The organism is Sulfitobacter sp. 1A12157 (assembly GCF_043557345.1).
Lineage (GTDB): Bacteria > Pseudomonadota > Alphaproteobacteria > Rhodobacterales > Rhodobacteraceae > Sulfitobacter.
Window position 1 is genome coordinate 62,762 of the sequence record NZ_JBIFFV010000003.1, and the last position, 19,528, is coordinate 82,289.

A 19,528-nucleotide genomic window follows, 5' to 3' on the forward strand; every position below is an offset into this window, starting at 1 on the left:
GCGTTTACTCCGCCGCTTCTATCTTCGTTTCATCTGCCAATATGGGCAGTTGCATTTCAAATACAGCGCCACCGTTCTGTCCGTTGCGCGCCGTCAGCCTCCCGCCGAGGTCGTTGACGATCCCCGATGAAATGGCAAGACCCAGCCCCACGCCATCGCCGGGCTGTTTGGTCGTGTAGAAAGGTTCGAACAGCGCGTCCAAGTCTTCGATCCCCGGGCCATTGTCGCGCACGGTCAATGTCGCCGTCTCCCCCGCTGATAGTATAATGTCCACCTGAGGGTTTCGTTCCGATTTTGTTGCGTCCAATGCATTTCTTAACAGGTTTACCATAACTTGTTCGATCCGCATACGGTCTCCCATCACCATGACGGGATTATCGGGCAGGATACGGCTGATCTGGACCTGCCGTTGGCGCAATTGCGGCTCCATCATCGACAGGGATGAGGCCAAGGCCGCCCCCATGTCGACCGGAGAGAAGGCCTCTTGCCCCTTGCGGGCATAGGATTTCAGCTGCCGGGTAATCGCGCCCATCCGTTCGATCAGATCGTCGATGCGCCCAAAGGACGACAGGGCCTCATCCTGCCGGTTGCGATTGAGCAACAACCGCGCGCCCGCCAGATAGGTCTTCATCGCGGCAAGCGGTTGATTCAACTCATGGCTCACGGCGGCGGACATCTCACCCAAGGCGGCAAGTTTCGATGACTGTTCAAGGGTTTGCTCGGCCACGGCGAGGGTCTGTTGCACCCGCTTGCGCTCAGCGATCTCACGTTGGAGGGCAAGGTTCAGCGCCCTGAGCTTGGCCGATTCCCGTTGGAAAATCGCCAGCCTGCCGGCGGTGCGACGGCTGAGGAAGTAGAACGCCAAGGCCAGCAGGATCGCAAAGCCCATGACCTCAAGCGCCAGCACGCCGTTCACCTTTTCACGCACGGAGGCATAGGTGGTGTAACTGCTCATCCGCCAGCCGCGGAACGGGATGCGGTTCTCCAGCCGCATCACCGCTTCGCCTTGCAGGTAGGCATCAGGCGGCAGCGCGGTCCAATCCGTGGTGGCTTGGATGGCGCGCTCGATGGCGCTTTGCGGCGTGTGGTTGGCCAAGGCTTCGGGTTCGGTCAGCCCGCGCCAGCGCGGCTCGGTGGCGAGAATGATCTGCCCGGTGCTGTCCATGACAATCACCGCGTCGGAAATCCCGGCCCATGCGCGTTCGAATTTTTGCAAGTCGACCTCGACCGCGATCACGCCAAGGGTCGTGCCGCCAGACTGCATCCGCCGCGAATAAAGGAAACGATAGCCGCCCTGCTCCCGCTCGATGGTCGAAAAGATCGTCGCGTTAGAGCGGATGGCGTCGACGAAATAGGGCGCGGATTTATGCGCAGAGCCCAAGCGGTTGCGGTCGGTCGCCGCCACCGTGCGCCCGTCGATGTCGTAAAGCATCAAAGAGGCCGCGCCAATCTCTTCCACGAAGGAGATAAGCCGCTGCGTCGACAGGGAATAATCCGCCGTTTGCAGCGCCCCGATCAAGGTTGGGTCGCGGGCCAAAAGCTGCGGCACGATGGCATTCTGGCGCAGTTCCGCCAGCAGGTTGCCGCTATAAAGCGCGATGCGCAGTTCGGCGCGGTTGCGGGTGCTTTCGGTAAAACGGTCGGTCAGCAGCTTGTTGGTGATCGAAATCGTCACCACGGCGAGGATCATCAGCGACGCGATGGCAAACCGCACCCGCCAGGATACGGCCATGCTATTGCCTTCGGAACCGGATGTATCACTCATCGCGGCAACTTACGCGCTCCGCGCGCCGCACTCAAGTCAGGCGGTTTGCAAAGCACCGGTCAATGCGCGGAAGAGCGCCGCCCCATCCGTATTGCCATGCGCAGCCTCCGCCGCCCGCTCAGGGTGTGGCATCATGCCCAGCACGCGGCGGTTCTCCGACAGGATGCCCGCGATGTCATCGCGCGCGCCATTCGGGTTCTCGGCATAGCTGAAGGCCACGCGATCTTCGCCGCGCAGTTTCGCAATCGTCTCGTCATCCGCGAAATAGTTGCCGTCGTGGTGGGCGATCGGAATGTCGATGACCTGACCGGCACTGTAGCCGCTGGTGTAATCGCTCGCCGTGGTCTCGACCTTCAGACCCACGGTCTTGCAGATGTATTTTAGCCCTGCGTTCCGCAGCAGCGCGCCCGGCAGCAGGCCGGTTTCGGTCAGCACCTGAAAACCGTTGCAGATGCCCAGCACATAGCCGCCGCGCTCCGCATGGGCCGCCACGGTGCGGCAGATCGGCGAATTCGCGGCGATGGCCCCGCAGCGCAGGTAATCGCCATAGGAGAACCCGCCGGGGATCCCCACGATATCAACGCCTTGCGGCAGTTCGCTGTCCTTGTGCCAGACCATGGAGACCTTGGCGCCCGCGGCTTTGAAAGCCACGGCAAGGTCGCGGTCGCAATTGGACCCGGGAAAGACAACCACCGCTGCGTGCATCAGGCCAGCTCCACCGAATAGGATTCGATCACCGTATTGGCCAAAAGCTTTTCGCACATGGCGGTCACATCGGCCTCGGAGGTGCCCTCGGCGAGGTCAAGCTCGATCACCTTGCCCTGACGCACACCGTTCACCCCGTCAAAGCCCAAGGCTCCGAGCGCGTGGCGAACCGCTTCGCCCTGAGGGTCGAGCACCCCGTTCTTCAGCATCACATGCACCCGTGCTTTCATGGCGCGACACCCCTTTGTAACATCTGCAAATTGAACGGCGAAGCCGCGTTAATTGATCAGCGTCGGCTTGGTCACCGGCGCGTTGTTCTTGGGCATGACGCCAAGGCGTTTGGCCACTTCGGTATAGGCATCGGTGAGCGAGCCGAGATCGCGGCGGAACACGTCTTTATCGAGCTTCTGGCCCGTTTCGATGTCCCACAGGCGGCAGCTGTCGGGGCTGATCTCATCGGCGACGATCAGACGCTGGAAATCACCGTCGTAAACGCGGCCAATCTCGATCTTGAAGTCCACCAGCTTGATGCCCACGGCCATCATCACGCCCGACATGAAGTCATTGACCCGCAGCGCAAGGCTTAGGATATCGTCCATGTCTTGCTGGCTGGCCCAGCCGAAGGCGGCGATATGCTCTTCTGTGACCAGCGGATCGCCGAGCGAGTCGTCCTTGTAGCAATATTCGACAATCGGGCGCGGCAATTGCGTGCCCTCTTCGATGCCAAGGCGCTTGGACATGGAACCGGCGGCATAGTTGCGCACGATCACTTCCAGCGGAATGATCTCGACCTGACGCACGAGTTGTTCGCGCATGTTCAGGCGTTTGATGAAATGCGTCGGCACGCCAATGCTGTTCAGCCCGGTCATAAAGAACTCGGACAGGCGGTTGTTCAACACGCCCTTGCCTTCGATCGTGGCTTTCTTCTCGGCGTTGAAGGCCGTGGCATCGTCTTTGAAATACTGAACGATCGTACCGGGCTCGGGACCTTCATAGAGGATCTTTGCCTTGCCTTCGTAGATCTTGTTGCGCCGGGCCATGGGCATCCTTTCCAACAGGGGGCCGGGAACATCCCCGCCGCTTGCGCTTCTCTTAGTGCAAGCACCCCGCTGCTGCAAGCATGGCCCGCCACCTTTGCCCCGCCACTTGCGAGAACGGGCAGGCGTTCGCATATCAAACGGGTAACAACAGCAATCGGAGACCCGCCATGAGCAACTTTGACGACCGCGCAAATGCCTTTGAAAGCAAGTTCGCCCACGACGCGGACATGCAATTCCGCGCCGAGGCGCGGCGCAACAAGCTTCTGGGCCTCTGGGCTGCTGAACTTTTGGGCAAATCCGGCAGCGACGCCGAGGACTATGCCAAAGAGGTCGTGAAATCCGATTTCGAAGAGGCGGGCGACGAAGACGTTTATCGCAAAGTCTCGGGCGATCTGGGCAACCGCGCGGATGAGGCGACGATCCGCGGCAAGATGCAAAGCCTGATGGCCGAGGCCAAGGCGCAACTGTTGAGCGAGGCCAACTGACCCTCAGCGCCCCGGTGCCGGCGCCGGGGCGCAGCCTTCCCGCCTGCCCTCATAATGAAGATGAATATTATGAGGTTGCCCCTAAGTAGCCATCATGACATCAGGCGAAATTCCAAGACCCAACAGGAGCCCCCATGAGCAACGCATTCACCGATCTTCTCGCTGAAAAGGGCACATTGCTCGCCGATGGGGCCACGGGCACCAATCTGTTCAACATGGGGCTGATGTCGGGCGACGCACCCGAATTGTGGAACACCGACGAGCCCGCCAAGATTACCAAGCTTTACCGTTTCGCGGTGGATTCGGGCAGCGATCTGTTCCTAACCAATTCCTTCGGCGCCAATGCCGCCCGTCTCAAGCTGCACGACGCGCAGAACCGCGTGCATGAGTTGAGCCGCGTCTCTGCCGAATTGGCGCGCGAAGTGGCCGATACCGCCGAGCGCAAGGTGATCGTCGCAGGCTCCGTCGGCCCCACGGGTGAGATCATGGAGCCTGTGGGCGCCCTGTCGCATTCCCTCGCCGTCGAGATGTTCCACGAGACCGCCGATGGCCTCAAAGCAGGCGGTGCCGATATCGGCTGGTTGGAGACGATCAGCGCCCCCGAAGAATACCGCGCCGCAGCCGAGGGCTTCCAACTGGCCGGTCTGCCGTGGTGTGGCACAATGAGCTTTGACACCGCTGGGCGCACCATGATGGGGCTGACCTCCGAAGGGATGGTCGATCTGGTGCATGAGCTGGACAACATGCCGCTGGCCTATGGCGCCAACTGCGGCACCGGCGCCTCTGACCTGCTGCGCACCGTGCTTGGCTTTGCCGCGAAGAACGGCACGCTGCCGATCATCTCCAAAGGCAACGCAGGCATCCCGAAATACGTCGAAGGCCACATTCACTATGACGGCACGCCCGAATTGATGGCGCGCTATGCGGTGATGGCCCGCAACGCAGGCGCAAGCATCATCGGCGGCTGCTGCGGCACCCTGCCCGAGCATCTGGTCGCCATGCGCGAGGCGCTCGACAGCACCGAAAAAGGCCCGGCCCCCACGCTGGAGCAAATCCGCGAAGAGATTGGCGATTTCTCTTCCGAAAGCGATGGCACCGATGGCCAAGGCCCAACCCGAGGCCCGCGCCGCGGGCGCCGCCGGGGCTGAGGCTCAGAACAAACTCAATTGATCGCCCTTTTCGAAGGGCGGTCGAAACAGATCGCGGCGCAGCGGCACGCCGGAACGGGCCAGCCCCAGACGCTTCACCGCCAAATCAAAGCGTTGCGCCACCATCTGCGCATATGGCCCCTCGCCCCGCATCCGTTTGTGCCAGCCTGCGTCATATTCCTTACCCCCATGCATATCGCGCAAGCGCGCCATGATCCGCTCGGCGCGATCGGGGTAATGGGTGGCGAGCCAGTCCTGCACCAGCGGCGACACCTCTCGCGGCAGGCGCAGCATGATCCAGCTTGCATGCCGCGCGCCGGCCTCGCGTCCGGCGGTGAGGATCGCCTCCAACTCCGGGTCCGTCAGCGCCGGGATCATCGGCGATGCCATGATCCGCACCGGGATGCCTGCCTCCGACAGCTTTCGGATTACCTGCAACCGCCGCTGCGGCGCGGGCGCGCGCGGCTCCATCAAACGGCTCAACTTTGCGTCCAGCGTGGTCACCGAAATGCCGACCGCTGCCAATCCGCGCCCTGCCATGTCGCCCAGGATGTCAATGTCGCGTTCGATCAGGCTGCCCTTTGTGACGATCGCCACCGGGTGATTAAACGCGGCTAACACCTCAAGACATTCTCGCATGATGCCATGGGTCTTTTCGATCGGCTGATAGGGGTCGGTGTTGGTGCCGATGGCGATGGGCGCGACCTGGTACCGCTTCGACCGCAGTTCCCGCGCCAGAACCTCTGGCGCTTCGGGGCGGGCGATCAACTGGGTTTCGAAATCCAAGCCCGGCGATAGGCCGAGGTAGGCATGGCTGGGCCGCGCGAAACAGTAGACGCAGCCATGTTCGCAGCCCCGATAGGGGTTTATCGACCGATCAAAAGGCAAATCCGGCGAGCGGTTGTAGGTGATCACCCGGCGCGGCACCTCAATACTGGTCTGGGTGCGCAGCACCGGAAGCACCTCCTCGCGGGCCCAACCGTCATCTTCGGCCACGCGGCTATGACGCTCAAACCGGCCCGCATCATTACTGGCTGCCGCGCGGCCAAGCACGCGGAATCGCTGGTCTTCCCTATCCATGAAAGAAGGCTAGAACATTTCGCGAACATCGGAAAGTAACCTCGTGCAAACCCTTGTCCTAACACCGCAAAAAGCAGTAGTTTGCCCCCAAGGCGTCGCGCAAGGCGCGGCCGATGTCGCAAACCGCGACCCCGGCGCTAACATTCCGTGAGACAAGGGCTCAAGTGTCATGCACCTGCACGCCCAGCAGAAGGAAACACCATGTCGGAAGAAGACGATATCATCCTGGCCGAGTTGGACGACGAAGAACTTGTCCAGCAGATGTTCGATGACCTCTATGACGGTCTCAAGGAAGAGATCGAGGAAGGGGTGGAAATCCTGCTCGACCGGGGGTGGGAGCCCTATGAGATCCTGACCAAGGCGCTTGTCGGCGGCATGACCATTGTGGGGGCCGATTTCCGCGATGGGATCCTCTTTGTGCCCGAGGTGTTGCTGGCTGCCAATGCGATGAAGGGCGGCATGGCCATCCTCAAGCCGTTGCTTGCTGAAACCGGCGCGCCGCGCGTCGGCAAAATGGTCATCGGCACCGTCAAAGGCGACATTCACGACATCGGCAAGAACCTTGTTGGCATGATGATGGAAGGCGCGGGTTTCGAGGTCGTCGATCTGGGCATCAACAACGCGGTCGAAGCCTATCTTGAAGCGCTCGAAGCGGAACAGGCCGATATCCTTGGCATGTCCGCCCTGTTGACCACGACCATGCCCTATATGAAGGTGGTGATCGACACGCTGGTCGAACAGGGCAAGCGCGACGACTATATCGTGCTGGTCGGGGGCGCGCCGCTGAACGAGGAATTTGGCAAGGCCATCGGGGCCGATGCCTATTGCCGCGACGCTGCCGTGGCGGTGGAAACCGCAAAAGATTGGATGGGCCGTCGACATAATTCGGCCAACGCCTAAGCCTCTCGCCCCTGCCCGCTTGGCTTGGGGCGCGGTGACATGCGATGGTATCGGCATGAATGACACGTCGCTGCCAGATGACCGGACCCTGACCCAAGACGGGCTCGCGCCCACGCGCGCGGGCCGTATTCTCCTGATTGCCTGCGGGGCGCTGGCGCGTGAGATTTTGGATCTGAAAGCCGCCAATGGTTGGACCCATCTGGATCTGACCTGCCTGCCCGCGAAATTTCACCTCTACCCGGAGAAGATCACGCAGGCGGTGCGCGACACGGTCACCAAACACCGTACGGACTATGACGACTTCTTCGTCGTCTACGCCGATTGCGGCACGGGGGGCGGTTTGGAACGCGCCTGCGCCGAATTGGGCGTGCAAATGGTGGCGGGGCCGCATTGCTACAGCTTTTTCCAAGGCAACGAGAGCTTCGCCAAAACCGCCGAAGATGAAATCACCACCTTCTACCTCACCGATTTTCTGGTCCGGCAGTTCGACGCTTTCATCATCAAACCCATGGGCCTCGACCGGCATCCCGAGCTGCGCGACATGTATTTCGGCAATTACGAGAAATTGGTCTATCAGGCGCAGACGGATGACCCGGCGCTGACCGAAAAGGCCCAAGACTGCGCCGCACGGCTCGGCCTCGCGTTCGAGCGGCGCTTCACGGGGTACGGGGATTTGGCGCGCGCGTTGCGCGCCCTCTGAGCGTTACGCTTCCTGCGCTGCCGTTTCACGCACCCGCTCGATCATCGCGCGCAATCCGTTCGAGCGCTGCGCCGAGAGGTGGTCGTTCAACCCCAGCCGCGCCAGTTCCGCCTTGGCATCGACGCCGCCCACCTCGCTAGGTGTCAAACCGTTGTAAAGCTTGCGTAAAACCGCGATCAACCCTGAGACGATCATCGCATCGCTGGCGCCGTCGAAATGCAGTTTCCCGCCCTCGAACTGTGCATGCAGCCAGACCTGAGAGGCGCAGCCATCGACCTTGGTCGCCGGGACGCGCAGCGGCTCGGGCAGCTGCTCCATCGCTTTGCCAAGGTCGATCACATGGCGATAGCGGTCTTCCCAATCGTCCAGAAACTCGAAATCCTCGACCAGTTCTTCAAAGGCGGGCGTGGCCATCTGTGCACTCTCTTCGGGTGAATTCCATTGCCTGACAGGTAGGATGCCCATGGGCAAAGGTCCACCCCCTTCCCAAGGCTGGCGGGATGGGGTAGCACAAGGCAAGTAAACTTAACGGCGGTTCCCATGCGCAAGACAATCCTCGCTCTTTTGGCTTCGACCCTTTTGGTATCCGCCTGCGGCACGGTCCGTGACAGCCGCATCAATCCGTTGAATTGGTTTGGCCCCGCCCGTTCGGTTGAGGCCGCCCCGGCGGAGAGCACGAACCCCCTGATCCCGCAGCGCAGCGGGCTGTTCGCGCGGCGCGCGGTTGAGGTCGAGACCTATGAGGGGCGCCCCTTTGAGCAGATTACCGATCTGACCATCGAGCCGGTGCCGGGCGGTGCGATTCTGCGCGCCACCGGGCTGGCGGCACGCCAAGGAATCTACAAAGTGCGCCTGACCCCCGCGACGCCGGATGAGACGCCCGTCGACGGTGTTCTGACCTATCGTTTGGAAGGGGTGCGCCCCGACAAGGCCACCCCGCAAGGCAGCCGCCCCACGCGCGAAGTGATTGCCGGGCGTCGCCTGACCGATCAGATGCTGGCCGGGGTGCGCGAGATTCGCGTCGAAGGGCAGTTGAATGCTTTGGTCTCTCGCCGCTAAGACGCCGCGCGACCCTTTATTGAGAAAGAGCCGCCCCGGATCGGGCGGCTCTTTTCGTTTCAGACTTTGACCGCCTTCACGTCGTTCCCGTCAGCGGCCAAGGCGATCTTGCCTTCGCAGAGCAGCAGTGCATCGGCACCGAAGACCTCATGCCGCCAGCCGCGCAGCGCCTGCACGTCACGCTCCCCTGCCGACAGCATGTCAAGATCGCTGGCCGAGGCGATGAGCTTGGCCGCGACGCCCGCGCTTTCGGTCTTGGCCTTGAGCAGCACCCGCAGAAGATCGGCCAGCGCCGGGTTCACCTGCAGCTTGTCGCGCTTGCGGTCGGGCTGGGGCATGTCGGCAGGCTTGCAGGCCACGCCTGCGGCCACGGCTTTCAGGATCCCTTCGGCGATGTCGCCCTTGCGGGCTTCGCGCAGCAGCAGACGGGCGCGGTTCAACTCGTCGCCATTCGAGGGCTTCAGGCTTGCCAATTCGACCAGCGCGTCATCCTTGAACACCCGGTTGCGCGGTATGTTGCGGCTGCGGGCGTAATCCTCACGGAAAGCGGCCAACTCACGGACGATCGCCAGAAACTTGGGCGAATTGGTCCGGGTCTTGACCCGCTTCCACGCGTCTTGCGGTTGGGTCACATAGGTGTCGGGGCTGAGCAACGTCTCAAGCTCTTCGGCGACCCACCGCGCGCGGCCTGTCTGTTCAAGCTTGCGGGCCAGAAACTCGTAGATTTGGCGCAGATGGGTCACGTCGGCCAAGGCATAGGTCTTCTGCGCCTCGGTCAGCGGGCGGCGCGACCAATCGGTGAAACGCGAGGTCTTGTCGAGCGACTGATGCGCAATCTTGCGCACCAAAGTCTCATAACCCACCTGTTCCCCAAAGCCGCAGACCATCGCGGCGACCTGCGTGTCGAACAGCGGCTTGGGAAAGACCTTGGCGTCAACATAGAAGATCTCGAGATCCTGCCGCGCGGCGTGGAAGACCTTGACCACCGATGTGTCGCGGAACAGATCGTACAGCGGCTCTAGCGAGATGCCATCGGCCAAGGGGTCGACCAACACGGCGTTGCTGTCATCGGTGCCGGGCATGGCAAGCTGAACAAGGCAGAGTTTGGAATAATAGGTCCGCTCACGCAGGAATTCCGTGTCGACGGTCACGTAATCATGGCGCGCAGCCTCTTCACAGAATTGCGCGAGGTCGGCGGTCGTGGTGATGGTTTTCATATATGCTCTTTGACATGTTGCACGCCCGGTCATCGGGCTTTGTCAAAGAGGTACATCACGCAGGAAGGTTTGACCAGCGTCAGCCCGTGAGCATCACCGGCTCCCGCTCACCGGCGGCGAAACGGCGCAGCACGGCGGGGTAAAGGCGGTGTTCCTGCACCAAGACCCGCTCGGCCAAACTCTCGGCCGTGTCGCCGGGCAGAACGGGGATGCGCGCCTGACCAAGGATCGGACCGTCATCGAGTGCGGCGGTCACCTCATGCACGGTGCAGCCATGCTCGGTATCGCCAGCTTCCAGCGCGCGGGCATGGGTGTGCAGCCCGCGGTATTTCGGCAATAGCGAGGGGTGGATGTTGATCATCCGCCCGGCCCAAGCATCGGTGAAGCCTTCGGTCAATTTGCGCATGAAACCGGCAAGGCAGATGATGTCGGGCGCATAGGCCTCAAGCGCGGCGCTGAGCGCCGCCTCGAAGGCCGGGCGGTCCTTGCCGAAGGGGCGGTGATCGACCACTTCGGTCGCGATCCCCTGCCCCTGCGCCCAAGCGATCCCGCCCGCATCCGCGTTATTCGACAGCACCAGACAGGGGCGGCCTGCATGGTCGCCGGTCATATCCTCGACCAGCGCCCGCATGTTAGAGCCGCCGCCCGAGACGAAAATCGCAACCCGCTTGGTCAAAGCAGCGCGCCGGAATAGGTGACGCCATTGCCGGTGGTGATGCGCCCGATCTCAATCGCGCTATGGCCATCCTCGGCAAAGGCGGCCTTGGCGGCCTCGACCTGGTCGGCGGAGACCACGGCGACCATGCCAATCCCGGCGTTGAAGGTCTTGAGCATCTCGGCCTCGGCCATGCCCCCTTCGGCGGCCAGCCATTTGAAGACCGGCGGCAATTCCCATGCGTTGAGGTCGATCTCAGCGGCGAGGCCCACGGGCAGCACGCGCGGCAGGTTCTCGGTCAGGCCCCCGCCGGTGATATGCGCCAGCGCCGAGACGGCATCGGCGCGCAGGGCCGCCACGGCGCCTTTGACGTAGAGTTTCGTGGGTGTGAGCAGCGCACTGCCCAGATCACCATCGCCCCAGGGGCAACCGTCACCCCAGCCCAGACCGCTCCGTTCAACGATCTTGCGCACGAGGCTGTAGCCGTTGGAATGCACCCCGTCGCTCGGCAGGCCCAAAAGCACGTCGCCCTCTTTCACATCGCGCGGCAGCTCGGTCCCGCGCTCCATCGCGCCGACCGAGAAACCGGCGAGGTCGAAATCACCCGCGTGATACATGCCCGGCATTTCAGCCGTCTCGCCTCCGATCAAGGCACAACCGGAATTGGCACAGCCCTTGGCGATGCCTTCGATGATCCGGGCGGCGCTGTCGAGTTCCAGCTTTCCGGTCGCGAAATAGTCGAGGAAGAACAGCGGCTCGGCCCCTTGGCAAACCAGATCGTTGACGCACATGGCGACCAGATCAATGCCGATGCTGTCGACATTGCCGGTGTCGATCGCGATGCGCAGCTTCGTGCCCACGCCATCGGTCGCCGCGACCAGCACCGGGTCGGTGAAGCCTGCCCCCTTCAGATCGAACAGCGCGCCAAAGCCGCCGAGGCCGGACATGACGCCGGGCCGTGCGGTGGATTTCGCCGCCGGTTTGATCCGCTCTACAAGCGCATTGCCTGCGTCAATATCCACGCCTGCTTCGGCATAGGTGATTCCGTTGTCGGATTTCGTCATGGTCATGGCCCCCGGCGCGCATTTTCCCTTGCGCGCGGAGTTAGAGTATTGCGCCGCCCACTGCAATCATTTGGTGCAGCTAATGTCTTGACGCTCGGCCTGCGGCGTCATACCCAAACGCCCATGGCGGGCCTGTAGCTCAATTGGTTAGAGCAGAGCGCTCATAACGCTTTGGTTGCGGGTTCAAGTCCTGCCGGGCCTACCATACTTCCGCCCCCGCCTTTCGCGGCCTTCACCGTTTGGCGCTGACGTGCCAGGTCACCTGCATCTCGACCACCGTCTCACCCGCTTCGTTCTGGATGTCGACAGCCACGTCAAAGGCGACTTTGCCGTCTTCTTGCAGTGCCCTCAGCAGCTCGGCCCCGGGGCGCGCGGTTTGGGCATGGGCGGTCAGCGTGCCTTCGGCAATCTTTTTGAAGGTGATCTGCCCCATGGCCGCGACGGGGCGCATGTCCATGATCACCGGCGCGATCGCCCCGGCCATTGCGGCACCCGAGGCCGCCTCGCCCAAGGTAAACATCGCGCCCGCGTGCTGCGTGCCGATGTGGTTCGAGGTCTCATGCCGCTGCACCAATTCGGCGCTGGCGGTGCCATCTGCGATCTCAAGCAATTTCACCCCGACATGGGCGGCAAAGGGTACGGCCGTGTCGAGATGGGCTTTGATCATGTCATAGGGGGTCATCGCTGCGCTCCGTATCAGGGTCACCTCACTGTGGCAAAGCCGCGCGCGCGGCACAATCATGCCGCCGGGTCACCGCGCGATGACGATATCGGCACGCAGCCCGCCAAGGCGGTCCGATTCCCCAAGCCGCAGCACCCCGCCATGGGCGCGCGCGATGTCGGATGCGATGGCAAGGCCCAGCCCCACGCCGCCGCCCTTGTCCTGGTTGCGCGCAGGATCAAGCCGCGAGAAAGGCCGCGTCGCCTCGTCCCGCCGCGCTTCTGGGATGCCGGGGCCGTCGTCTTCGACCCGGATGCGCAGGGTGCGATCGCTGAGCATGACCGAGACTTCGGCCTGCGTGCCATAGCGCACGGCGTTTGAGATCAGGTTGTCCACCGCCCGGCGCATCGCGACCCTGCGCAGCTTCACAATCCCCTCGCCCGCGCCTTCGGGCGGCAGCAGCGTGACCCTGCGCCCGGCCCGCTGCGCGTCTTCGACAATGGCGCTGACGAACCCATGCGGGGCCACCTCTTCGGGTTCACCCTCGGCGGCGCCCTTGGCGAAGTTCAGGAATTCGTCCAGCATCCGCTGCATGTCATCGACATCGGCCAGTAGCGGTGCGGCATCCTCATCGTCGATCATCGACAGGCCAAGACGCATCCGGGTCAGCGGCGTGCGCAGGTCGTGGCTGACCCCCGAGAGCATCAGCGTGCGCTGCTCGATCTGCCGCTCGATCCGGGCGCGCATGTCGACGAAAGCGTTGCCCGCCGCGCGGACCTCGATGGCGCCGGTGGGTGTATAGGGCTCATGCCGCCCCCGGCCAAAGGCTTCCGCCGCGCGGGCCAGCCGTTTGATGGGGCGCAGCTGATTGCGCAGGTAAATCGTGGCGATATAGCTCAAGAGCACGCCGAAAAACACGGTGTAGACGAAAAGCTGATGCGGGTTCGAGGCCGAGATGCGCCGCCGCTCGAACTGGATGCGCAGCGGCCCGTGCACGCTCTCGATATAGAGCACGACGAAATCGTCATCGCTGAGGTCCACCGCTTCGATCCCGTCCATCTTACTGCGCAAGCGCGGGATCAGCACGCGGCCCGAATAGTCGTACCACAGCATGCTGTCCTTTTTAGGCAGCGGACGGTTGGCGGGCGTTACCACGAAATCAAGCGGGCCCGCCCGCGCCTCAACCGCCATGGGCACGGATTGCGCATCGGGGGCCGTGCCAACCGCCAGCATGACCAGTTCCAGTTCCCTCAGGACCGTATCGGTCATCTGGCCGGTGACACCTTCGAAATGCCTCTGCGCAAAGATCACCACCACGACCAACTGCAAAAACACCACTGGTAACAGCAGGATCAGCGCGGCGCGTCCGTAGATGCCGCGCGGCACATATCGTTTGAGCCAGGCAAAATTCATGGCTAGACCTTAGCCAGCCCCCTGCCCCAGCGAAAGGTGAAACCATGCTGCCGCCCGACAACTTCGACCCCGAGATTGGCATTGCCGAACCCTTGGAACCCGGGCTGCGGCGGATCGTGGCGCCCAACCCCTCGCCGATGACCTATCGCGGCACCAATACCTATCTCTTGGGCGAGACCGACGTGGCGGTGATCGACCCCGGCCCCGACAGCCCCGCGCATCTTGAGGCGATCCTCGCCGCGATCCAGCCTGGGCAGCAGATCAGCCATATCATCGTGACCCATACGCATCTGGATCACGCGCCGCTCGCCCGCCCGCTGGCCGCGCGCACGGGGGCTGAGGTCTGGGCCTTTGGGGATGCCACGGCGGGCCGGTCGGTGGTGATGCAGGGGCTGGCCGAGGCGGGGCTGATGGGCGGCGGTGAAGGTGTCGACCACGGCTTTCGCCCCGATCACACCCTAGCCGATGGTGACCTGCTGGAGGGGGACGGCTGGACGCTGGAAGTGCTGCACACGCCGGGCCACATCGGCAATCATGTCAGCCTTGCTTGGGGGGACGCCTGCCTGACGGCGGATCACGTCATGGGATGGGCCACCTCGCTTGTCTCGCCCCCCGATGGGGATCTGACCGATTTCATGGCCTCCTGCGAGAAGCTGGGCGCGCGGCAGTGGCGGGTCTTCTACCCCGGTCACGGCGCGCCGGTCAGCGATCCCAACGCGCGGCTCGACTGGTTGGTCGCGCATCGCCGCGCGCGGGAGGCGTCGATCCTCGACGCTTTGGCCGACGGGCCCGCCACCGCGGAAGATCTCGCCCGCGCCATCTATACCGAAACACCTGCCGCGCTCTTGGGGGCGGCCACCCGAAACGTGCTCGCACATCTGGTCGACTTGACAGGCCGGGGGCGTGTCGCCCCAGAGGGCACCCTGCAGGCAGAGGCGCGTTTCATCCTCAACCCATAGGGAAATACCGGGCATTCCGTCGCAAAATCGCAACAAATGCCCCATTCTGGGCGCAATCTGGCCCCTTTATGGACCCGAACCGCGCCCAAGCTGGTTGCGGGGGTGAGAGACATCAAACCCCAGCGAGCAGCAAAGGAGCTACCCGATGGCCCGACTAGACAGAACGCCGCAACCGCAAAAACCAAAGCCCGCGCCGAAGCCAAACGGCACCTCGGCCCAGCCGCCACGGCGTCCCACGCCGCTGATCACCGATTACGCCAGCCTTTAAGCGGCACTCCCCACGTGCCGGATGGGGCCGGCGGAGGGGGGGAACTTTGGGGCTGAACCATGCGTTTGCCGACCAGAGCAACACGCAAGGACCGATATGACACCCCATACCCCCTCTCACGAAGCTGACCTCGCCCGTCTGCGCCGATTGGCCGTCAGCATGGACAGCGCCTATAAGCTGCCGATCGTCGGCGTGCGGATGGGGTGGGATTCGATACTGGGCCTCGTGCCGGTGGTGGGCGATACGCTCGCCCTTCTTCCCTCGGCGTATATCCTGAAAGAATCGCACCGCATGGGCGCGCCCAACAGCGTGCTGGCGAAAATGCTGGTAAACACCGGGATCGACTATTTCATCGGCTCTGTCCCGCTGGTCGGTGACCTTTTCGATATCGGATGGAAGTCAAAGCTGCGCAATGTCGATCTGCTGGAGCGTCACCTGAAGGATCAAGCCGCCAAGGCGCCGCCGATGGGCGATGTCGAAGGGCGCATGTCCTCACACCACCCGACGCTCAACAACTGATCGCCAAAGAAAAAGGGCCGCCCCGAGGCGGCCCTTTCAGTCTTTCCGAAGAACGGCTGGCTTAGCCGACCAGTTCCAGACCGGAGAAGAAGTATGCGATCTCAACCGCTGCGGTTTCCGGCGCGTCGGAACCGTGGACGGAGTTTTCGCCAACGCTTTCAGCGAACTCGGCGCGGATGGTGCCCTCTGCCGCATCGGCAGGGTTGGTCGCGCCCATCACTTCGCGGTTTTTCGCGATGGCGTTTTCACCTTCCAGAACCTGAGCCACGATCGGCGCGGAGGCCATGAACTCGCACAGTTCGTCGTAGAAGGGACGCTCGGCGTGCACCTTGTAGAACTCGCCCGCCTGAGCCTTTGTCAGGTGGATGCGCTTTTGTGCGACAACGCGCAGGCCCGCGTCTTCGAATTTCTTGACGATGGCGCCGGTCAGGTTGCGGCGAGTTGCGTCGGGCTTGATGATCGAGAAGGTGCGTTCGAGGGCCATTGGCTGTACTCCATAGCGGGTGTTGATTTGCGCGCTCCCTAGCATGGGGTCTGGCCCATGAAAAGCCGTGATTGACCTTCCGCCTCGCTTGCGCCAAACGGCTTTCATGTTACGCATTTCAGAAATCAACTACTCCGTCGAAGGCCGGCCCCTGTTCGAGGAAGCCTCCGCCGTGATCCCCGAGGGGCATAAGGTCGGCATCGTCGGACGCAACGGCGCGGGCAAGACGACGCTGTTCAAGATCATCCGTGGCGAGCTGTCACTCGACAGCGGCGATATCTCTTTGCCGTCCCGCGCCAAGATCGGCGGCGTGGCGCAAGAGGTACCCTCGTCCGAGACCTCGCTGATCGACACGGTGCTCGAAGCAGACATCGAACGCGCGCGGTTGATGAAAGAGAGCGAAACCGCCGAGGATCCCGCCCGCATCGCTGACATCCAGACCCGGCTTGCGGATATCGACGCATGGTCCGCCGAGGGCCGCGCCGCCTCGATCCTCAAGGGGCTTGGTTTCGACGACGACGAACAGCAGATGCCTTGCTCCGCCTTCTCGGGCGGCTGGCGGATGCGCGTGGCGCTGGCGGCGGTGTTGTTTGCCCAGCCCGATCTGCTGCTGCTCGATGAGCCGACCAACTACCTCGACCTCGAAGGCGCGCTCTGGCTGGAAAGCTATCTGGCGAAATATCCGCATACGGTGCTGATCATCAGCCACGACCGCGGCCTGTTGAACCGCGCCGTTGGCGGCATCCTGCATCTCGAAGACCGCAAGCTGACCTATTACCAAGGCCCCTACGATCAGTTCGCCCGCCAGCGCGCCGAGAAACGCGCGCTGCAGGCGGCGATGGCCAAGAAGCAGCAGGCTCGGCGCGATCACATGCAGGCCTTCGTCGACCGTTTCAAAGCCAAGGCGAGCAAGGCCAAACAGGCGCAATCGCGCCTGAAGATGATCGAGAAGATGGACATGATCACCGCGCCCGAGGACGTGGCACGCAAGGTCTTCACCTTCCCCGAACCCGAGGAGCTTTCGCCGCCGATCATCAACATCGAAAACGGGTCGGTCGGCTACAGCGACGACAACCCGGTGCTCACACGGCTGAACCTGCGCATTGACCAAGACGACCGCATCGCCCTTCTGGGCAAGAATGGTCAGGGCAAGTCGACGCTGGCGAAACTGCTGTCGGACCGCTTGCCGCTGATGGCCGGGCGTCAGGTCAATTCCTCGAAATTGCGCGTTGGTTTCTTCGCCCAGCATCAGGTCGACGAGCTGATCGTCGAAGAGACCCCGTTGCAGCACATGATCGCGGCCCGCCCCGGCGTGCTGCAATCGAAACTGCGCGCCCAACTCGCGGGCTTCGGCCTTGGCCCGGAACAGGCCGAGACCGAGGTCGGGCGGCTTTCGGGCGGGCAGAAGGCGCGGCTGTCGCTGCTCTTGGCAACACTGCACGCGCCGCATCTGCTGATCCTCGACGAGCCGACCAACCACCTCGACATCGAAAGCCGCGAAGCGCTGGTCGAGGCGCTAACGCGCTATTCGGGCGCGGTGATCCTTGTTAGCCACGACATGCACCTGCTGTCGCTCGTGGCCGACCGGCTGTGGCTGGTGTCGAACGGCACGGTCAAACCCTATGAGGAAGATCTCGAAGCCTATCGCAAGATGCTGCTGACCCCGGAAAAGCCGGTCAGCAAAAACCCCGCCAAGCCGAAAGAAGCGCCCAAGCCCAAACGCGCCAGCCGTGACGAGGTGCTGGCCCTGCGCAGCGAGGTCCGCAAGGCCGAAGCGCGGATGGAAAAGATCAACGAGATGCGCGACAAGCTGGCCAAGAAACTCGCCGATCCCGCGCTTTACGAAGACGCCAAAACCGGCGAGCTTGAGGTCTGGAACAAGAAATACGCCGAAGTGATGGAGGCGCTGGACCGCGCCGAGGGCCTTTGGATGGGCGCACAGGAAAAGCTGGAAAAGGCCACGGCCTGACCCGGTTGCGTTCAGTTTATTACATCGCAGGGGTCGCCTAAGGGGCGGCCCTCGTGCATTCTGGCAAGAAGCCCCGCGCCAAGGAAGACCCATGACCCTCGACACCGCCTATATGATCACCGCCCTCGTCACGATGTTCGTGGTGATCGACCCCATCGCCATCGCGCCGGTGTTCCTCGCGCTCACCCGTGGGATGAGCAATGCAGAGCGGCGCAAGATCGCATGGCGCGCGGTGGGCGTGGCCGGGTTGGTGCTGTTGATCTTTGCCGCTTTCGGCGAGGCGGTGCTGGGCTTCATCGGCATTTCCATGCCCGCCTTCCGCGTCGCGGGCGGCATCTTGTTGTTCATCACCGCGCTCGACATGCTCTTCGACCGCCGCACCAAACGGCGTGAGGACCGCGCAGATGAGGATGACCATGACGACCCTTCCGTTTTCCCCATGGCCATCCCGCTCATCGCCGGGCCCGGCTCCATCGCCTCGGTCATCCTGCTGACGGGGGAAAAACCGGGGGGCGAAGGTCTGTTGACCATCATCGTGATCACCGCGCTGACACTGGTGGTCATGGCGCTGACCATGCAGGTCAGCGGCGCGCTGGAGCGGGCGATGGGCAAGACGGGCATCAACATCGTGACCCGCCTGCTCGGCATGTTGCTGGCGGCGCTCTCGGTGCAATTCGTGCTCGACGGCTTGGCGGCCTTTGGCTTTGGCCCCGGCCCTATGCCCGGCTGACATTTTCACGCGGCCTTCCTATATGAGATGTAAGGGGGGCGTTCATGGCCGGTATCGACACAGCACATCTGATCTATCTCATCGTTCTACTGGCGATGGTGGCGGGCTGGTTTTTCATGCACAGCCGCCCCAATATGAACAAGACCCTGCAACAGGCGGCGGTCTGGGGGCTGATCTTTACAGGTGCCGCGGCGGGGGTCGGCCTGTGGCAAGACATCACCCGCGACAGCGCGCGCCAACATCTCACCATCAGCGAGGAGGGTGACATCGTCCTGCCCCGCGGGCGCGATGGGCATTACTACCTGACGGCCCAGATCAACGGCGCGCCGGTGCGCTTTGTCGTGGATACCGGGGCATCTGAGATCGTGCTGACCAAATCCGATGCGGCGCGCATTGGCATCGACCCTGAGGGGCTGGACTACCTTGGCCGCGCGGGCACCGCCAATGGCGAGACGCGCACCGCCTTTGTGCGCCTTGACGAGGTGGTGGTGGGCCATGCGGTCGATCACAATGTCCCCGCAGTGGTGAATGACGGGATCATGTCGCAATCTCTGCTGGGCATGGGCTACCTGCAACGCTGGGGCCGGATCGAGATCAGCGGCGGCGAACTGCGCCTGAGCCGCTGATCGAATGGGGCAAGACCTTGCCCGAATTGCGCTTCAAAAGATCAAATTCGCCGCAAAATGACGCCGCATTCGCCGTGAATT

At 63.0% G+C, this 19,528-nt stretch carries 23 protein-coding genes and 1 tRNA gene; 12 read left to right on the forward strand and 12 right to left on the reverse strand.

The features are described 5' to 3' along the window. Positions 1-4: 4 nt before the first annotated feature. From ACGYLC_RS06895 to purC, 4 genes are all read right to left on the reverse strand, one after another. On the reverse strand, positions 5-1,732 hold the full coding sequence (locus ACGYLC_RS06895) for an ATP-binding protein (protein WP_394403079.1): 1,728 nt from the start codon (positions 1,730-1,732) through the stop codon (positions 5-7). Positions 1,733-1,801: 69 nt separating this feature from the next. Further along, entirely contained in the window at positions 1,802-2,470 is a 669-nt protein-coding gene (purQ, locus tag ACGYLC_RS06900) for a phosphoribosylformylglycinamidine synthase subunit PurQ (protein WP_394422294.1), read from the reverse strand. Then, positions 2,470-2,700 carry a phosphoribosylformylglycinamidine synthase subunit PurS gene (purS, locus tag ACGYLC_RS06905; protein WP_339638769.1) on the reverse strand — a complete coding sequence of 77 codons (231 nt, stop codon included), beginning with the start codon at positions 2,698-2,700 and terminating at the stop codon, positions 2,470-2,472. Before purS ends, purQ begins: the two co-directional genes overlap by 1 nt. A 48-nt stretch (positions 2,701-2,748) precedes the next feature. Beyond that, positions 2,749-3,510 (reverse strand): phosphoribosylaminoimidazolesuccinocarboxamide synthase, encoded by a 762-nt coding sequence (gene purC / locus ACGYLC_RS06910; RefSeq protein ID WP_067266657.1) that lies wholly within the window; start codon positions 3,508-3,510, stop codon positions 2,749-2,751. 167 nt (positions 3,511-3,677) lie between these two features. Here purC and ACGYLC_RS06915 point away from each other — a divergent pair, with 167 nt between their 5' ends. Together ACGYLC_RS06915 and bmt are read left to right on the forward strand one after the other, a co-directional pair. Continuing rightward, positions 3,678-3,995: a DUF1476 domain-containing protein gene (locus tag ACGYLC_RS06915; RefSeq protein WP_394422295.1), complete on the forward strand. Its 318-nt coding sequence runs from the start codon at positions 3,678-3,680 to the stop codon at positions 3,993-3,995. A gap of 134 nt (positions 3,996-4,129) precedes the next feature. Then, a complete protein-coding gene (gene bmt, locus ACGYLC_RS06920) occupies positions 4,130-5,143 on the forward strand; it encodes a betaine--homocysteine S-methyltransferase (RefSeq protein ID WP_394422296.1) in 1,014 nt (337 codons plus the stop codon). 3 nt (positions 5,144-5,146) lie between these two features. On the opposite strand, the gene ACGYLC_RS06925 is transcribed toward bmt, so the two are convergent. After that, a complete protein-coding gene (locus ACGYLC_RS06925) occupies positions 5,147-6,223 on the reverse strand; it encodes a PA0069 family radical SAM protein (protein ID WP_394422297.1) in 1,077 nt (358 codons plus the stop codon). 201 nt (positions 6,224-6,424) lie between these two features. On the opposite strand from ACGYLC_RS06925, the gene ACGYLC_RS06930 reads away from it, so the two are divergent. Both ACGYLC_RS06930 and ACGYLC_RS06935 read left to right on the forward strand, forming a co-directional pair. Then, the gene (locus ACGYLC_RS06930; RefSeq protein WP_394422298.1) at positions 6,425-7,123 is read left to right on the forward strand and encodes a corrinoid protein; all 699 of its coding nucleotides are present in this window, start codon (positions 6,425-6,427) and stop codon (positions 7,121-7,123) included. 55 nt (positions 7,124-7,178) lie between these two features. Further along, positions 7,179-7,823 carry a DUF1638 domain-containing protein gene (locus ACGYLC_RS06935; RefSeq protein ID WP_394422299.1) on the forward strand — a complete coding sequence of 215 codons (645 nt, stop codon included), beginning with the start codon at positions 7,179-7,181 and terminating at the stop codon, positions 7,821-7,823. A 3-nt stretch (positions 7,824-7,826) separates the two neighbouring features. Here the strand turns inward: ACGYLC_RS06935 and ACGYLC_RS06940 are convergent, their stop codons facing one another. Further along, on the reverse strand, positions 7,827-8,237 hold the full coding sequence (locus ACGYLC_RS06940) for a SufE family protein (protein WP_394422300.1): 411 nt from the start codon (positions 8,235-8,237) through the stop codon (positions 7,827-7,829). Between the two features lie 126 nt (positions 8,238-8,363). Between ACGYLC_RS06940 and ACGYLC_RS06945 the strand changes: the two genes are divergently transcribed. Next, the gene (locus tag ACGYLC_RS06945; RefSeq protein ID WP_394422301.1) at positions 8,364-8,882 is read left to right on the forward strand and encodes a hypothetical protein; all 519 of its coding nucleotides are present in this window, start codon (positions 8,364-8,366) and stop codon (positions 8,880-8,882) included. A 59-nt stretch (positions 8,883-8,941) separates the two neighbouring features. On the opposite strand, the gene rnd is transcribed toward ACGYLC_RS06945, so the two are convergent. The 3 genes from rnd to purM all read right to left on the reverse strand — a co-directional run bounded on the left by rnd (position 8,942) and on the right by purM (position 11,818). Continuing rightward, positions 8,942-10,099, reverse strand: a complete 1,158-nt coding sequence (gene rnd, locus ACGYLC_RS06950; protein ID WP_394422302.1) for a ribonuclease D — start codon at positions 10,097-10,099, stop codon at positions 8,942-8,944. A 79-nt stretch (positions 10,100-10,178) separates the two neighbouring features. Next, positions 10,179-10,775 carry a phosphoribosylglycinamide formyltransferase gene (gene purN, locus ACGYLC_RS06955; protein ID WP_394422303.1) on the reverse strand — a complete coding sequence of 199 codons (597 nt, stop codon included), beginning with the start codon at positions 10,773-10,775 and terminating at the stop codon, positions 10,179-10,181. Beyond that, positions 10,772-11,818, reverse strand: a complete 1,047-nt coding sequence (gene purM, locus ACGYLC_RS06960; protein WP_394422304.1) for a phosphoribosylformylglycinamidine cyclo-ligase — start codon at positions 11,816-11,818, stop codon at positions 10,772-10,774. The genes purN and purM overlap by 4 nt, the downstream gene beginning before the upstream one ends. 128 nt (positions 11,819-11,946) lie before the next feature. Between purM and ACGYLC_RS06965 the strand changes: the two genes are divergently transcribed. Continuing rightward, a tRNA-Ile gene (locus ACGYLC_RS06965) sits at positions 11,947-12,023 on the forward strand. 27 nt (positions 12,024-12,050) lie between these two features. Here the strand turns inward: ACGYLC_RS06965 and ACGYLC_RS06970 are convergent. Together ACGYLC_RS06970 and ACGYLC_RS06975 are read right to left on the reverse strand one after the other, a co-directional pair. Continuing rightward, the gene (locus ACGYLC_RS06970) at positions 12,051-12,500 is read right to left on the reverse strand and encodes a DUF4442 domain-containing protein (RefSeq protein WP_394422305.1); all 450 of its coding nucleotides are present in this window, start codon (positions 12,498-12,500) and stop codon (positions 12,051-12,053) included. A 69-nt stretch (positions 12,501-12,569) separates the two neighbouring features. Continuing rightward, on the reverse strand, positions 12,570-13,892 hold the full coding sequence (locus tag ACGYLC_RS06975; RefSeq protein WP_394403056.1) for an ATP-binding protein: 1,323 nt from the start codon (positions 13,890-13,892) through the stop codon (positions 12,570-12,572). A gap of 44 nt (positions 13,893-13,936) precedes the next feature. Between ACGYLC_RS06975 and ACGYLC_RS06980 the strand changes: the two genes are divergently transcribed. The 3 genes from ACGYLC_RS06980 (at position 13,937) to ACGYLC_RS06990 (ending at position 15,638) form a co-directional block, all read left to right on the forward strand. Continuing rightward, positions 13,937-14,851, forward strand: a complete 915-nt coding sequence (locus tag ACGYLC_RS06980) for an MBL fold metallo-hydrolase (protein WP_394422306.1) — start codon at positions 13,937-13,939, stop codon at positions 14,849-14,851. Positions 14,852-14,996: 145 nt separating this feature from the next. Beyond that, the gene (locus tag ACGYLC_RS06985) at positions 14,997-15,119 is read left to right on the forward strand and encodes a hypothetical protein (protein ID WP_394422307.1); all 123 of its coding nucleotides are present in this window, start codon (positions 14,997-14,999) and stop codon (positions 15,117-15,119) included. A gap of 96 nt (positions 15,120-15,215) precedes the next feature. Next, entirely contained in the window at positions 15,216-15,638 is a 423-nt protein-coding gene (locus ACGYLC_RS06990) for a DUF4112 domain-containing protein (RefSeq protein WP_394422308.1), read from the forward strand. 61 nt (positions 15,639-15,699) lie between these two features. On the opposite strand, the gene ndk is transcribed toward ACGYLC_RS06990, so the two are convergent. Continuing rightward, the gene (gene ndk, locus ACGYLC_RS06995; RefSeq protein WP_067266630.1) at positions 15,700-16,122 is read right to left on the reverse strand and encodes a nucleoside-diphosphate kinase; all 423 of its coding nucleotides are present in this window, start codon (positions 16,120-16,122) and stop codon (positions 15,700-15,702) included. A 106-nt stretch (positions 16,123-16,228) separates the two neighbouring features. Here ndk and ACGYLC_RS07000 point away from each other — a divergent pair, with 106 nt between their 5' ends. The 3 genes from ACGYLC_RS07000 (at position 16,229) to ACGYLC_RS07010 (ending at position 19,447) form a co-directional block, all read left to right on the forward strand. Next, positions 16,229-18,091, forward strand: a complete 1,863-nt coding sequence (locus ACGYLC_RS07000; protein WP_394422309.1) for an ABC-F family ATP-binding cassette domain-containing protein — start codon at positions 16,229-16,231, stop codon at positions 18,089-18,091. Positions 18,092-18,182: 91 nt separating this feature from the next. Continuing rightward, the gene (locus ACGYLC_RS07005) at positions 18,183-18,821 is read left to right on the forward strand and encodes a MarC family protein (protein WP_394403049.1); all 639 of its coding nucleotides are present in this window, start codon (positions 18,183-18,185) and stop codon (positions 18,819-18,821) included. A 44-nt stretch (positions 18,822-18,865) separates the two neighbouring features. Next, positions 18,866-19,447, forward strand: a complete 582-nt coding sequence (locus tag ACGYLC_RS07010; RefSeq protein WP_394422310.1) for a TIGR02281 family clan AA aspartic protease — start codon at positions 18,866-18,868, stop codon at positions 19,445-19,447. Positions 19,448-19,528: the final 81 nt, after the last annotated feature.